We start from the raw sequence: 14,301 nt of genomic DNA on the forward strand, positions 1-14,301 counted from the left end.
GGCGGCTGGCTGCCGGCCGGCCGCTCTCGCCGATTCCTCGGCGGTGCCGGGCCGCCGCCCCCCGGTGGTGCCGGGCCCGGCCGCCCCGGCCCTCACCGCCCCGGCCCACCGCACCCCCCTCCGCGGCTGAAAAGTGATCCTTGTCCTCCCCTCCCTCTGCGCTAACAATGCGCATGACAAAAAGCGCGCCTGATCCGTCGCGCTCGACACAGCACCGGCGGCCGGAAGATCTCCGGTCGTCCTGTCGTCAGAGGGGACCCCCCACATGAGAAAGCCTCTCGTCGCCGCGTTCATCGCCCTGGCCATCGCCGGGGCCGGCGCGGCGCCCGCGGTCGCGGCGCCCGTGAGCGAGGCGCCCACCGGCGAGGCGTCGGCGGTCGTGAACACGGCGTCGGCCGTCGCGGACGCGGCGGACACGAAGGCGGCCGCGTCACCGTCCCTGCGGGCCGTCACCCTGGCCGGGACCGTGGCGCTGAGCAACTGTTCCGGCTCCCTGGTCCGCTTCCCGAACTCCCTGGACACCGACCCGGCACTGGTCCTCACCAACGGCCACTGCCTGGAGACGGGATTCCCGGCCCCGGGCCAGGTCATCGTGAACCGGGCCTCCAGCCGCACCTTCGGGCTGCTCAACTCCGCCGGCACCCGGGTCGCGACCCTGCGCGCCAGCAAGATCGCCTACTCGACGATGACCGACACGGACGCCACGGTCTACCAGCTCACCAGCACGTACGCGACGATCCGCAGCTCCTACGGCATCAGCGCGCTCACCGTGCAGGACACGCACCCGACCGCCGGCACCGCGATCACCGTCGCCTCCGGCTACTGGAAGCGGCTCTACAGCTGCAACATCGACGGGTTCGTGTACCGCATCAAGGAGGGCGACTGGACCTGGAAGGACTCGGTCCGCTACACCTCCGCCTGCCAGACCATCGGCGGCACCTCCGGCTCGCCGGTGGTCGACCAGGCCACCGGCAAGGTCGTCGCCGTCAACAACACCGGCAACGAGGACGGCGAGTCCTGCACGGTGAACAACCCCTGCGAGGTCGACGCGAGCGGCAACGTCACCGTCCGCAAGGGCATCAACTACGCCCAGGAGACCTACCAGTTCCCCGCCTGCTTCACGACCGGCAACCAGCTGAACCTGAGCGCCGCCGGGTGCGCCCTGCCCAAGCCGTAGGGCGACGCGCGGGGGCGGCCCGCCGTACTTCCGCGTCCGTCACCCGGACACGGGAGTGCGACGGACCGCCCGTCCCGCCAGTACGTCCGTGCGCCGGCCGTCCTCGATGACGAACCGGCCGTCGACCAGCACGTACGGGATTCCGGTGGGCGGCGTGCGCGGCGCGTCGTAGGACGAGCCCGCCGCCACCGTCCGCGGGTCGAACAGGACCAGGTCCGCCCGGTACCCCTCGCGGACCAGGCCCCGGTCCGGCAGCCGCAGCCGGGCCGCCGGGCGGCCGGTGAGGTGGGCGACGCAGCTCTCCAGCGACAGCACCCCCGACTCCCGCACGTACCGCCCGAGGTACCGCGGGAAGGTGCCGTACGCGCGCGGGTGGGGCTTGGCGCCCTGGAGGATGCCGTCCGAGCCGCCGGTGTGCACCCGGTGCCGCATGATCGCGCGGACGTTCTCCTCGTGGCCGACGTGCTGGAGGATCGCCGTGGCGAGCCGGTCCTCGACCAGCAGCCGGCGGGCGGTCGTCCAGGGCGTCTCCCCGCGCAGCGCCGCCGACTCCCGGACCGTGCGGCCGACGTACGCCTCCAGGGCGGCGCTGCCGACGCCCGAGATCTCGACGGTGTCCCAGTCGACCGGCACGCCGTGGCAGCCGTCCGAGCCCACCGCCTCCAGGTCGTGCCGGATCCGCTCGGCACTCTCCTCGTCCGTCAGCCGGCGCAGGATCTCCCCGGGGCCGCCCTCGCTCGCCCAGCTCGGCAGCAGCGCCACCAGGGTGGTGCAGCCGGCGGTGTAGGGATACGTGTCGAGGGTGATGTCGGCCCCGGCGGCCAGCGCCTCGTCCAGCAGGGCCAGCAGTTCGGGCGCCCGGCCCTCGTTCACCCCGAAGTTCATGGTGGCGTGGGCGAGGTGGAGCGCGCAGCCCGCCCGCCGGGCCAGCCCGACCATCTCCGCGTACGCCTCCAGGGCCCCGGCGCCGTAGGAGCGGTGGTGCGGGCAGTAGTAGCCGCCGTACGAGGCCACCACCCGGCACAGCTCGGTCAGTTCGGCGTTCCCGGCGTACATGCCGGGCGTGTAGGTCAGCCCGGAGGACAGGCCGACCGCGCCCTGCTCCAGGCCCTCGGCGACCAGTTGCCGCATCCGGTCCAGTTCGCGGGGCGTCGCCTCGCGGTCGTCCCAGCCGACGACGAGCGCGCGGACCGTGCCCTGGGGGATCAGGTAGGCGGCGTTGACGGCGATGCCGCGGTCCAGCCGGTCGAGGTACTCGCCCACCGACCGCCAGTCGAAGTCGACGTCGTCGCCGGGGCCGTTCCACCCGGCGATGGACCGGCGCACCCCGTCGAGCGTGCGGTCGTCGACGGGCGCGTACGACAGGCCGTCCTGGCCCAGCACCTCCAGGGTGACGCCCTGCGCGGCCTTCGCGGCGTGGTCGGGGTCGCGCAGCAGGGCGAGGTCGCTGTGGGCGTGCATGTCGATGAAGCCGGGGGACAGGACCAGCCCCTCGGCGTCCAGTTCGCGGACCGCCTTCGGGCGCTGGCAGCCCGCGGCGGCGGCCTCCTTGACGATCGAGACGATCCGGCCGCCGTCGACCACCACGTCGGCGCGGTAGGAGTCCGCGCCCGTGCCGTCGACGACGTCCGCGTCCCGGATGACCAGAGCTTCCACGACCGGCCTCCTAGAAGAACGTGCGGATGTAGTCGACGACCGTGCCGTCCGCCTCGGCGAGCGGGATCAGCTGCCACTTGTCGAAGGACGTGCACGGGTGGGACAGGCCGAGACCCACCCAGTCGCCCACCTCCAGGTCGGCGTCCGGTGCCGTCCGCAGCCAGGCGTGCTGGTCGGACAGGGCGGTGACGTCGATGCCGGCCGCCGGGCGTTCGCCGCCGTCCCGCCGCACGACCTGCGCGACGGGCAGGTCGAGGTCGTGGGCGGCGTCCCGCTTGCCCGCGTTCAGGAAGGCCTGCTCGGCGGACGGCCGGGACACCACCTGCGCCCAGAGCCGGAACGCCGGCTCCAGGGCGCCCTCCCCGGGGACGCGGTTGAAGGGCGTGATCCTCCGGTAGTGGCCGTCGTCGTGCGAGACGTAGGCGCCGGAGCGCAGCAACTTCAGCACCGGCAGCGAGAGTTCGGGGATCGTGGCGAAGACGTCCGCGACCGCGTCGAACCAGGCGCTGCCGCCCGCGCTGACGACGATCTCCTCCGCGCCGGCGAACCGCCCCGCCCTGTCGAGGTCCGCGGCCAGCGCCACCAGCCGGCGCAGCCAGGCGTGCACGCGCTCCGGGTCGGCCCGCGGCACCTCGCCCTCGTAGCCGGCGACGCCCACCAGCCGCAGGGTCGGCGCGGCGGCCACCGCGTCCGCGACCGCCGCGCAGCCGGCCTCCGTGCGGACCCCCGTGCGGGCGTCCTCGCCCGCGGCCAGTTCGACGACCACGTCGAGCGGGCGGGCCGCCCCGCGCAGTGCCGCGTCCATCAGTTCCACCCCGCGCACGGAGTCGACGTAGCAGACGAAGGAGTACCCGGGGTCGGCGGCGAGGTCCGCCGCGACGGCGCGCAGGGCCGCCGGGTCCACCAGTTCGTTGGCGAGGAAGATCCGCCGGACGCCGTACGCCCGCGCCACGCGGACCTGGTGGGGGACGGCGAGGGTGATGCCCCAGGCGCCGTGCTCGATCTGCCGCCGGAACAGCCGGGGCGCCATGGAGGTCTTGCCGTGCGGGGCGAACGCGAGGCCGTGCCGGGTCGCGTACGTCTCCATCAGCCGCAGGTTGTGCTCCAGGCGCTCGGCGGACAGCGCGAGGACGGGGGTGGTGAAACCGCCGGTGAAGAGGTTGCGGCGCTGGGCGGCCAGTTCGCCGACCGTCAGGCCGTCGGCGTCCGGCGGCAGGCCCTTGAAACGGTGGTCGACGCGCTCCCGCGCGAGCCGCGCGAGCGCTTCGGTCCCGGGATCGAGGGCCATACGAGCCTCCAGAAGTGGTGTGTTGCATCATGTGCAACGCTCATTGCGTATGCCGCTTACCGCTGTCTAACATCTCGTCCGACGCGGGGTCAACGGAGCCGACCCGCACCGACCAGGGAGCTATGACGATCGTGACCGCCGACGGACCCCGCAACGCCCCCGACGTCGTGGACGTCGTCGCGCTCGGCGAGTCCATGGTCACCTTCCTGCCCTCCCGGCCCGGCCGCCTCGCCGACGTCCCCTCCTTCGACCGGGCCATCGGCGGCGCCGAGTCCAACGTGGCCTGCGTGCTGGCCGCCGCCGGCCACCCGGCGCGCTGGGTCAGCCGCGTCGGCGCCGACGGGTTCGGCGACCACCTGGTCGAGACGATCGGGGCGTACGGCGTCGACGTCACCGCCGTCCGGCGCGACCCGGCGCGGCCGACCGGCGTGTACTTCCGCACCGCCGGGGACCGGGCGACCGACGCCCACGAGGTGGCGTACTACCGGGCCGGTTCGGCGGCCTCCGCGATGACGACGGACAACGTGGACCTCACGGCCGCGCGGGCCGGCCGCGTCCTGCACCTGTCGGGCATCACGGCGGCCCTGTCGGGGGACTGCCTCGGCCTCCTGGAGGAACTGACCGGACCCCGGCCGGACCGGCCGCTCGTCTCCTTCGACGTCAACTTCCGGGCCGTGCTGTGGCCCGACGCCGAAGGCCCGCACGTCCTGCTCGAACTGGCCCGCCGCGCCGACCTCGTCTTCGTCGGCGCCGACGAGGCACGGGACGCCTGGGGCCTGCACGACGCCCGCGCCGTCGCCGACGCGCTGCCCGGGGTGGGCCTCCTCGTCGTCAAGCAGGGACCGGACGGAGCCGTCGCCTTCGACCGGGGCGCCGAGGGGACGGCGGACGCCGACGGGACGGCCGTCCGTGCGCCCGCCGCCCGCGTAGACGTCCCCGCCCCCCGCGTCGACGTCGTCGCCGCCGTCGGCGCCGGGGACGCCTTCGCCGCCGGGTTCCTCTCCGCCACCCTGCGCGGCCTGCCGGTGAAGGACCGCCTGCGCCACGGACACCTCTGGGCCGCCGCCGCCCTGACCGTCCCCGGCGACCTCGCCGTGCCCCCGCCCGCCCGTCGCCCGACCACCGCCCCTCATGGAGCGGCTGCGCCGCGCCCCGCCTGGCTCGCACACGCCGACCGCCTCGCCGCCCTCGACGACGACGCGTGGGGGAGACTTCGACTCGCCCCCGGCTGGACGCAGGCCGCGGCGGCCACCGAGGAGGTACGCACCCCATGAGCCAGACCGTCGACCGCGCCCTGAGCATCCTGCCCCTGCTCGCCGAGGGCCCCGCCGACCTCGGACAGGTCGCCGACCGCCTCGGCGTCCACAAGTCCACGGCCCTGCGGCTGCTGCGGACCCTGCACGAGCACGGGCTCGTCTACCGCCAGTCCGACCAGCGCTACCGGCTCGGCGCCCGCCTCTTCGCCCTCGCCCAGGAGGCGATGGAGAACCTCGACGTCCGCGAGATCGCCCACCCCCACCTGGCACGGCTCAACGAACGCTGCGGACACACCGTGCACCTCGCCGTGTACGAGGAGGGCGAGGTCCTCTACATCGACAAGGTGGAGAGCCGCTACCCGGTGCGGATGTACTCGCGGATCGGCAAGCCGGTCGCCATCACCGTCGCCGCGGTCGCCAAGCTGCTCCTGGCCGACCTGCCCGAACCCGAGCGGCGCACGGTCGCCGAGCGGCTCGACTACCCCCTCTACACGGCCCGTTCCACCCCCGACGCGCCCGCTTTCCTGCGGGAGCTGGCGAAGGTGCGCGAACAGGGCTGGGCCACCGACCTCGGCGGCCACGAGGAGTCCATCAACTGCGTCGCCGCACCGATCCGCGGCGCCGACGGCCGGGTGGTCGCCGCGATGTCGGTCTCCGCGCCGAACGTCGTCGTCACCGCCGACGAACTCCTCACCCTGCTCCCGCAGGTGCGCCGCACCGCGGACGACATCAGCGGCGAGTACTCCGGCAGGACCTGAAGCGAAGGACACCGTACGACCATGACCGCCAAGACCGCGCTCACGCCGAAGACCCACACCGCCCCGCCCGCGAAGTTCTCGCACGGCGTGCGCAAGGGCAACATCCTCCAGGTCGCCGGGCAGGTCGGCTTCCTGCCCGCCGAGGAGGGCAGGCCCCCCACACCGGCCGGCCCCACCCTGCGCGAGCAGACCCTCCAGACCCTCGCCAACGTCAAGGCGATCCTGGAGGAGGGCGGCGCGAGCTGGGACGACGTGATGATGATCCGCGTCTACCTGACCGACGTGGACCACTTCGCCGAGATGAACGACCTCTACAACACCTACTTCGAGGAGCAGGCGCTCACCGCCCCGCCCGCCGCGCGCACGACCGTCTACGTCGGTCTCCCCGCCGGCCTCCTCGTCGAGATCGACGCGCTCGCCGTCCTCGGCTGAGCCCTCGGCCGATCCCGGCTCCCCGACGACCCGCGAACTCCCGCACTCCGCAGCCCACTTCGCGCACCCCGCACTCCATTTCGCGCACCCCGCACCCCGTACGACGGCACGGCGGCCCCCGACCAGGGGGCGCGCCGTGCCGCGATCCGTCCTGCCCGAAAGCTCCATGCACCCACGCAGAGGACCCCCGAATGCCCCACTCCCTGGCGGCCGCCGCCGAAGCCCCACCCCACACCGGCGGACTGCTCCTGCTCGTCGACGGCACGGCCGGACTGCTCACGGTCGCCGCCCTCGGCATCGCCCTGCTGCTCGTCCTGATCATCAAGGTCAGGCTCCAGCCGTTCGTCGCCCTGCTCGCCGTCTCCATAGCCGTCGGCCTGTCGGCCGGACTGTCCGTCACCGAACTCTTCGGCACCGTCCAGCGTTCGGACGCCGTCTCCACCATCGAGTCGGGCATGGGCGGCATCCTCGGCCACGTCGCCATCATCATCGGCCTCGGCACCATGCTCGGCGCGGTCCTCGAGGTCAGCGGCGGCGCCGAGGTACTGGCCTCCCGGCTCCTCCACCTCTTCGGCGAGAAGCGGGCGCCCCTCGCGATGGGCATGACCGGCCTCGTCTTCGGCATCCCCGTCTTCTTCGACGTCGGCATCTTCGTCCTCGCGCCGATCGTCTACGCCGCCGCCAAGCGCAGCGGCAGGTCGATCCTGCTGTACTGCCTGCCGCTGCTCGCCGGCCTGTCGATGACCCACGCCTTCCTGCCCCCGCACCCGGGCCCGGTGGCGGCCGCCGGACTCCTCCACGTCGACCTCGGCTGGGTCATCCTCATGGGCGTCGTCTGCGGCGTCCCCGCGGTCCTGGCCGCCTGGGCGTACTCCGCGTGGATCGGGCGCCGCCTCTTCGTCGCCGTGCCGCAGGACATGGTCGAGGCGGCGGCGGAGGCCCGGTCGGCCGTCGTCGAGGAGCAGCGGGCGCAGGGCGTCGTCCCGCGCGAGGACCCGGTGCCGCTGGGCACGGTCCTCGGCATCATCGGCACGCCGCTGGTGCTGATCCTCGCGGCCACCTTCTCCTCGATCGCCCTGGACCCCTCCACCGCGCGCTCGGTGATCGAGTTCTTCGGCAGCCCTTTCGTCGCCCTCACGATCGCCCTGCTCCTGGCCTACTACCTGCTCGGCATCCGGCGCGGCTGGTCCCGCAAGTCCCTGGAGACCGTCTCCACGGCCTCGCTGAAGCCGGTCGGCAACATCCTGCTGGTCGTCGGCGCGGGCGGGGTCTTCGGCGCCGTCCTCAAGGCGAGCGGCGTGGCGCAGGCCCTCTCGGACACCTTCAACGACGTCGGCCTGCCGGTGCTGGTGCTGTCGTACCTGATCTCGGTGGTGCTGCGGGTCGCGCAGGGCTCGGCGACGGTGGCGATCGTGACGACGGCGGGCATCGTGGCGCCGCTGCTCGCCGGGGGCGACCACTCGCAGGCCTTCGTCGCCCTCGTCATCATGGCGATCTCCGCCGGCTCGATCTTCGCCTCGCACGTCAACGACGGCGGCTTCTGGATGGTCGCCAAGTACTTCGGCATCAGCGAGCGGGACACCCTGCGGACGTGGACCGTGCTGGAGACGGTGCTGTCCGTCGTCGGCTTCGCCGTGGCGGCCGTATTGAGCCTGTTCGTCTAGCCACGGCCGCTTGCTCGCGTGTAGGCGTCTCATAACGAAGTTGGGGGCTGGCTGTGTCCGGCACAGGATCGTCGACCATACTGCCCGCTGTGGAGCAGCGCATAGGTTCGAGCAGCCAGCCCCTGGAGGGCGCCGGATTCGATCCGGCATTCATCCCCGGGCTCACGTCGCCCGTGACCGCGGAGCCGAAGGACGCCAGGCCGAAGGGCGGCGCGGAGGCGGACGAGGCGGTCACCGCCCCGGACGTCTCCGACGGCGCCCCGGCCGAAGTGACCGCGTCGGCCGGGGAGTCGGAGGAGCCGGAGCCGGAGGCGGCGCCGGACGGCCCCGTCTTCGAGGCCGCCGACCGCCGGGCGCGCATCGTCGCCGACGCCCGGGGCGTCCGCCTCCGCCTCGACGAGGAGGAGTGCGAGTTCCGCTGGGACGAGATCGGCGCGATCGAGACGGAGACCCCGCGGTTCGGGAAGCGGTTCACCATCACGGTGCACACCCCTGACCGCCGCTGGTACCCGATCGAGATCGAGGCGACGGCCAGGGACCGCTTCAAGGAGTGGGACGAGCAGCTGGACGCGGTCCTCGACGCCTACTTCGAGGAGGCGGCCGACCGCGAGGACACCACGTCCGACGCCGGGCCCGACGCCGACTAGCGGGCGCCGTCAGCCGCAGTACTGGGCCTGCTTGCCGATCGAGCGGTACATGCAGTCCGAGTTCTCCAGCAGTTGCAGCACCGCGTCCTTGTTGCGCGCGGTCTCCCGCTCGATGACCTCGTCGGGCGGGTAGAACCCGCCGCCGCCCGACGAGCCCGGGTACATCTCGAAGGTGTACGAGAAGATCTTGTGCGTGCCCCAGAGGTAGTCGTCGATCGACCCGTCCGTGATGTACAGGTCGCTCGACTGCTCCGGGGTGTACCCGTTGCTGGCCGCCATCGAACGGCCGACCGTGGCGAAGGCGTTGCGGTCGTCCGCGGTCATCCCGGTGGCGGTGTCGGCGGTGGTGTACCCGAAGGGCCACAGCACCAGTTCGCTGTAGGTGTGGAAGTCGATGCCCGACTTGATCTGCTGGACGCCGCCCACGACCCGGCTGCGCACGAAGTCGGCGACGACCTTCACCTCGGGCGCCGACTCGGCCGCCGCACCCCGGTAGGTCTCGGAGGACGTCGAGCCCGAGGAGCCGCCGCAGCAGCCCCACCGGTAGGCCCAGTTGCGGTTGAGGTCCGTGCCGACGGCCGTGGAGCCGGAGTTGGGCTGGCGGTTCTTGCGCCACGACCGGTAGGAGCCGGTGGCGACGTCGTACTCGCCGCCGTCCGGGTTGAGGTCGGGCACGATCCAGATCTCGCGGTTGTTCACCATGCTGGTGATGCGGGAGTCGGTGCCGTAGCCGGCGCCCAGCTCGCGGATCAGGTACAGGGCCATCTCCACGGTCAGGTGCTCACGGGCGTGCTGGTGGTGGGTGAACAGCACCTCGGGCTCGGCCTCGTCGGTGCCGACGTTGTCGCTGATCTTGACGGCGACGATGTTGCGGCCCTGGTAGGAGGTGCCGATCACCCGCTTGCTGATGATGTTCGGGTAGGCCGCGATGCGCTGGTCGATCTCCGCGGTCATCTCGGCGTAGTTGTGGTAGCGCGAGTCGGCGGAGGGGAAGTCGTAGAGCCGGGTCTCGCCCTCGGCGGTGCGGTCCGGGGCGGCGCCCAGCGCGGCGACCTCGTAGCCCTGCGCGCGCAGCTTCCTGATCTGGTCCGCGCGGCCGGAGACGACGACGGTCTCCTCGTCGGCCTCGTCCACGCTGACCCCGGCCCCGGCGATCGCGGTGCGCGTCTCGGGCGTGCTGTGGGGGACGTGGATCTCGTACTGGCGGATGTCGTCGGCGGAGGGTGCCGCCTCGACGGCGCCGCCGGCCGCCGCGTCCGTGGCCGTCGCCGAGATCGGCGCGGCGAGGGCGAGGGCCATCAGGGCGGCCAGCGCGGCGGTTCGTCTGCCGCCGCGGCCGCGGACGAGTCCTGCGCCGCGTGTGCGGAGTCGCATGGGTTCTCCTCGGTTCTCCAGAAGTCCGGGATCGCCGGACACGTGGGGGATGGAGCGGTGTGGAGCGGTGTGGAGCTGCGTGCGAGGTGCGGTGCGCCTGTGGTGCGGTGTCGGTGTGTCTGTGGTGCGGTGCTTCCGCGGTGCGGTGCTTCCGCGGTGCGGTGCGTCCGCGGTGCTGCGGTGCTGTGTGCTCGCCGTGCACGGGTGCGGGGTGCCGCTCATCGTCGGGGCATGACATGGTCAGGTCAAGAGCGGCCAAGGAGTCGAATGGCCGGAATCGTACGGAACGGCCCTGCCCGGAAGGGAGTTGCCGCGCCGACGGCGGCCCCGCGGCATACGCGTGACCGGCCCCGGCGCGGCGGGCCCCGGCGAAGTGCACCCGTGGGTGTGAGTCGCGCGTGCGGATGCGTACGGCCCCTTGCCGGACCCGCCCGCTTCGGCTTTCTTGAGGGGCATGGCGGACACCACGGGAAACCCCACTGACACCGAGGCATCATCCGGCAGCGACAACCCCACCCCCCGTAAGTCGAGTTGGCGTCACATCGGTCCCGGCATCGTCGTCGCCGCGACCGGGGTCGGCGCCGGCGACCTGGTCGCCACCCTCATCGCCGGCAGCAACTTCGGCTACACCCTGCTCTGGGCGGCGGTCCTCGGCTGCCTGGTCAAGATCTCCCTCGCGGAGGCGGCCGGCCGCTGGCACCTCTCCACCGGCCGCACCCTGTTCGACGGCTGGGCGAGCCTCGGCCGCTGGACGACGTGGTTCTTCCTCGTCTACGTCGTCGTCTGGGGCTTCGTCTACGGCGCGGCCGCGATGTCGTCCAGCGCGCTGCCCCTCCAGGCCCTGTTCCCCGGCGTGATGGACCTGGAGTGGTGGGCCATCGCCTGCGGGCTGGTGGGCCTGGTGTTCGTCTGGTTCAACAAGTACGCGGTGTTCGAGAAGGTCATGACGGTCCTGGTGGGCGTCATGTTCGCGGTGACCGTCTACCTCGCGGTCCGTGTGACGCCGAACCTCCCGGACGCCCTGGCGGGCCTGCTGCCCGTCCTGCCCGACGAGAAGGACTCCGTCCTCAACACCCTCGGCCTGATCGGCGGCGTCGGCGGCACCATCACCCTCGCGGCCTACGGGTACTGGGTCAACGCCAAGGGCTGGACCGACACCGGCTGGATGAAGGTGATGCGGCTCGACAACCGCGTCGCCTACCTCACCACCGGCGTCTTCGTGGTCGCGATGCTGTTCGTCGGCGCCGAGCTGCTGCACTCCGCGAACGTGGCCATCGCGAGCGGTGACAAGGGACTCGTGCAGCTCGGCGACATCCTGGAGGCGGAGTACGGCTCGGCCACCGCGAAGTTCTTCCTCATCGGCTTCTTCGCCACCTCCTTCACCTCCCTGATCGGCGTCTGGCACGGCGTGAGCCTGATGTTCGCCGACTTCGTCGCCCGCCACCGGGGCGGCGCGCGGGCCACGGGCGCCGAGGTCGCCTCCGGCCGGCGGGAGCGCTCCGGGCCGTTCCGCCTGTACCTGCTGTGGCTGACCTTCCCGCCGATGGTCCTGCTCTTCCAGGGCCAGCCCTTCCGCCTGGTCATCCTGTACGGCGTGCTGGGCGCGGCCTTCCTGCCCTTCCTGGCGCTGACCCTGATCTGGCTGCTCAACTCGGCCCGTACGCCCGCCGAGTGGCGCAACGGCAGGCTCAGCAACGGGATGCTCGCGGCGGCCGGGCTGCTGTTCCTGGTGCTGTGCGTGAAGCAGGTCGCGGACCAGCCGTGGTCGGAGTTCTTCTGAGCGACGCCCGCCCGGCAGCCGACCCCGGCGGCCGACCCCGGCGGACGGCGCCCGCTCGCCCCGGTGCCGGCCGCGTCGACCGCGGCCGGCACCGGGACCGGGGTGGGGCCGGGTTCAGCCGCCCAGCACCTCCCACTGCGGGCTGAGCGCGATCTCGCGCAACTGGGTCATGGTGAGCGCCGGTTCGGAGCGCGTGGCGGCCGTCGTCTGGCTGCCGGAGTTGAAGGCGCTGACCACCACGCGCCTGCCGTCCGCGCGCATCGTGTCCACGGTCCACATCACGACGCCCTCGCCGCCCTTCTCGCCCGGCCCCTGCCGCGTCGCGACACGGGTGCCGTCGGCCAGGGTCTCGGCACCGGAGCCGTACAGCTCGCCCGCGGCGTCGGACATGCCGCGCTGCATGTTGACCTGGACGTAGCTCCTGCCCTTGCCGTCGTCCACGACGGCGTAGGCGAACTCGGTCTCGTCGTGGTCGCTGGAGACGACCTGCATGCCGTCGGGCAGCGAGCCGGTGAGGGCGGCGAGGATCCGCCGCCCTGCGAGACCCGTCGTGTCCGCGGCGGAGCCCGATCCCGATCCCTCCCCTGACCCCGATCCCGACGCCGTCGGCGCCGCGGCCGGCTCCGGGAGGGTGTCGGCGACCCGGCGCCACTCCTTCGCCGCGGCCAGCGACTTCAACTGCGCCATGGTCAGCGGGGGTTCGGTCCGGGAGACGGGCTCGCCCTTCTCGGCGGCGGCGTTCCACTCGCTCACGCTCACCCGCTGCCCGGCCGGAGTGACCAGGTCGGCGCTCCACGCCTTGGTGTCCTCGCGTCGGTCGGGATACTCGTACCCCTGGATCAGGGTGACCACGGATCCGTCGGGCAGGTTCTGCGTCACGCAGCTGTCCGGTACCGTGCCGGGCATCTCCATCCCGGGGCAGGGCGTCACCACGCTCGCCGGATCGAAGGTCCCCTCCTCGCGCCCCACCCGGTCCACCACCAGCGAGACCGCCCCCACGCCCGCGCCGTCGTCGAACACCACCTGGGCGAGCGGCGGCAGCCCCAGCGGATCGTCCGTCCCGCGCGCCGCCCCGCGGGTCACCTTCCCCTCGGGGAGCAGCTTCGTGAGCGTACGGACCATGTCGTCGGCGGAGACGGCGGCGACGTGGGGGGCGGCCGTCGGCTTCCCGGACCCGGTCGCGGCGACCGATCCGTTCCGCGGGCCGTCGCCCCCGCCGGAGGGTACGAGCAGTGCCCCGCCCACCCCCACGAGGGCGAGGCCTGCCGCACCCCCCGCGAGGGCGGCCCGCCGCCGCAGGCGCAGTCGGCGCCCGCGCACCTCGCCGGCCGCGGCGAGCGCGGCACGGTCGGTGTCGAAGGCGCCGCCGGCCTGGTGCAGGGCGGCGGAGAGCTGCTCCTCGAAGGGGTCGTGGGTCTGGTCGACGGGCATGGCGCACCACCGTTTCCGTGGGTCGGAGTGGTCGGAAGGACGTCGTGGGGGTGGTCGGGCCGCCCGGTGCCGGACACGGACGGACACGGGTGTACGCGTACGGGGGTGCGCGTACGGGGTGTGCGCGTACGGGGTGTGCGCGTACGGGGTGTGCGTACGACTACGGGTACGGCGGGGACGCTCAGGGACGGGCGTACTCGCCGATGTCCTCGCCCAGCAGCTCCCGCAGCCGGCCGAGGGCCCGCACGCACCGCGTCCGTACGGCGGCGGAGCTGGCGTTCATCGCACGGGCCGTCTCCTCCACGGACCGGTCCTCCCAGTACCGCAGGACGAGAACGGCCCGGTCCTTCGCGGGCAGCCGGCCGAGGGCCTCCACCAGCGTGAGCCGCAGGGGCACGTCGGCCCCCGCGCCGGCCCGCTCGGGAAGGACGTCCACGGCCCGCTCACCGCTGCTGCGCCGCCGGCGATGGGCGAGGAACGTGCGGGTGAGGACGGTCTGCGCGTACCCGGCGGGGTTGTCGGCCCGGGAGACCCGCCCCCAGCGGACGTACAGCCTGCCGAGGGTCTCCTGCACGAGATCCTCGGCGAGGTGCGTGTCCCCGGCGGTGAGCAGACACGCGGACCGGTACAGATGCCCGGTCCGTGCCGCCGCGAACTCGGCGTACCCGTCCGCGCGGACCTGTCTCATGCCTGTTCCCCCAGTCCGGTGCGTCCCCGTGTGCTGCTCCCACCTCACTGATGCGGTGGACCCACGGAAATGTTTCACGGTGAGCGGGAGTGGTTTCACGGTGAGCGGAGGTCGTTCCACGGTGAGCGGGGGTGTCCTCACCCGTCCGCC

The 14,301-nt window shown here is 73.1% G+C and carries 12 protein-coding genes; 7 read left to right on the plus strand and 5 right to left on the minus strand.

What is annotated here, in order from left to right; translation table 11 throughout:
- Positions 1-265 precede the first annotated feature (265 nt).
- Complete coding sequence (locus ACH4N1_RS20520; RefSeq protein ID WP_398098864.1) at positions 266-1,177, plus strand: serine protease; 912 nt, start codon at positions 266-268, stop codon at positions 1,175-1,177.
- Positions 1,178-1,216: 39 nt separating this feature from the next.
- Here ACH4N1_RS20520 and ACH4N1_RS20525 read toward each other — a convergent pair whose 3' ends face one another.
- On the minus strand, positions 1,217-2,833 hold the full coding sequence (locus ACH4N1_RS20525; RefSeq protein WP_398098866.1) for an amidohydrolase family protein: 1,617 nt from the start codon (positions 2,831-2,833) through the stop codon (positions 1,217-1,219).
- Between the two features lie 10 nt (positions 2,834-2,843).
- On the minus strand, positions 2,844-4,121 hold the full coding sequence (locus tag ACH4N1_RS20530) for an amino acid deaminase (RefSeq protein ID WP_398098867.1): 1,278 nt from the start codon (positions 4,119-4,121) through the stop codon (positions 2,844-2,846).
- 131 nt (positions 4,122-4,252) lie between these two features.
- Between ACH4N1_RS20530 and ACH4N1_RS20535 the strand changes: the two genes are divergently transcribed.
- The 5 genes from ACH4N1_RS20535 to ACH4N1_RS20555 all read left to right on the plus strand — a co-directional run bounded on the left by ACH4N1_RS20535 (position 4,253) and on the right by ACH4N1_RS20555 (position 8,878).
- Complete coding sequence (locus ACH4N1_RS20535) at positions 4,253-5,395, plus strand: sugar kinase (protein WP_398099173.1); 1,143 nt, start codon at positions 4,253-4,255, stop codon at positions 5,393-5,395.
- Entirely contained in the window at positions 5,392-6,135 is a 744-nt protein-coding gene (locus tag ACH4N1_RS20540) for an IclR family transcriptional regulator (RefSeq protein WP_398098868.1), read from the plus strand. The genes ACH4N1_RS20535 and ACH4N1_RS20540 overlap by 4 nt, the downstream gene beginning before the upstream one ends.
- Positions 6,136-6,156: 21 nt before the next feature.
- Positions 6,157-6,567, plus strand: coding sequence for a RidA family protein (locus ACH4N1_RS20545; RefSeq protein WP_398098870.1), 411 nt, complete (start codon positions 6,157-6,159; stop codon positions 6,565-6,567).
- A 191-nt stretch (positions 6,568-6,758) separates the two neighbouring features.
- Positions 6,759-8,231: a GntP family permease gene (locus ACH4N1_RS20550; protein ID WP_398098872.1), complete on the plus strand. Its 1,473-nt coding sequence runs from the start codon at positions 6,759-6,761 to the stop codon at positions 8,229-8,231.
- Positions 8,232-8,320: 89 nt separating this feature from the next.
- Entirely contained in the window at positions 8,321-8,878 is a 558-nt protein-coding gene (locus ACH4N1_RS20555; RefSeq protein ID WP_398098874.1) for a hypothetical protein, read from the plus strand.
- Between the two features lie 9 nt (positions 8,879-8,887).
- Here ACH4N1_RS20555 and ACH4N1_RS20560 read toward each other — a convergent pair whose 3' ends face one another.
- A complete protein-coding gene (locus tag ACH4N1_RS20560) occupies positions 8,888-10,252 on the minus strand; it encodes a M14 family metallopeptidase (protein ID WP_398098875.1) in 1,365 nt (454 codons plus the stop codon).
- 454 nt (positions 10,253-10,706) lie between these two features.
- Here ACH4N1_RS20560 and ACH4N1_RS20565 point away from each other — a divergent pair, with 454 nt between their 5' ends.
- Positions 10,707-12,032, plus strand: a complete 1,326-nt coding sequence (locus ACH4N1_RS20565; RefSeq protein ID WP_398098876.1) for an Nramp family divalent metal transporter — start codon at positions 10,707-10,709, stop codon at positions 12,030-12,032.
- A 114-nt stretch (positions 12,033-12,146) separates the two neighbouring features.
- Here ACH4N1_RS20565 and ACH4N1_RS20570 read toward each other — a convergent pair whose 3' ends face one another.
- Positions 12,147-13,463, minus strand: coding sequence for a hypothetical protein (locus tag ACH4N1_RS20570; protein WP_398098878.1), 1,317 nt, complete (start codon positions 13,461-13,463; stop codon positions 12,147-12,149).
- Positions 13,464-13,644: 181 nt separating this feature from the next.
- Positions 13,645-14,151, minus strand: coding sequence for a SigE family RNA polymerase sigma factor (locus ACH4N1_RS20575; RefSeq protein ID WP_398098879.1), 507 nt, complete (start codon positions 14,149-14,151; stop codon positions 13,645-13,647).
- Between the last annotated feature and the right edge of the window lie 150 nt (positions 14,152-14,301).

Source organism: Streptomyces sp. NPDC017202, from assembly GCF_044331705.1.
Classification (GTDB): Bacteria; Actinomycetota; Actinomycetes; order Streptomycetales; family Streptomycetaceae; genus Streptomyces.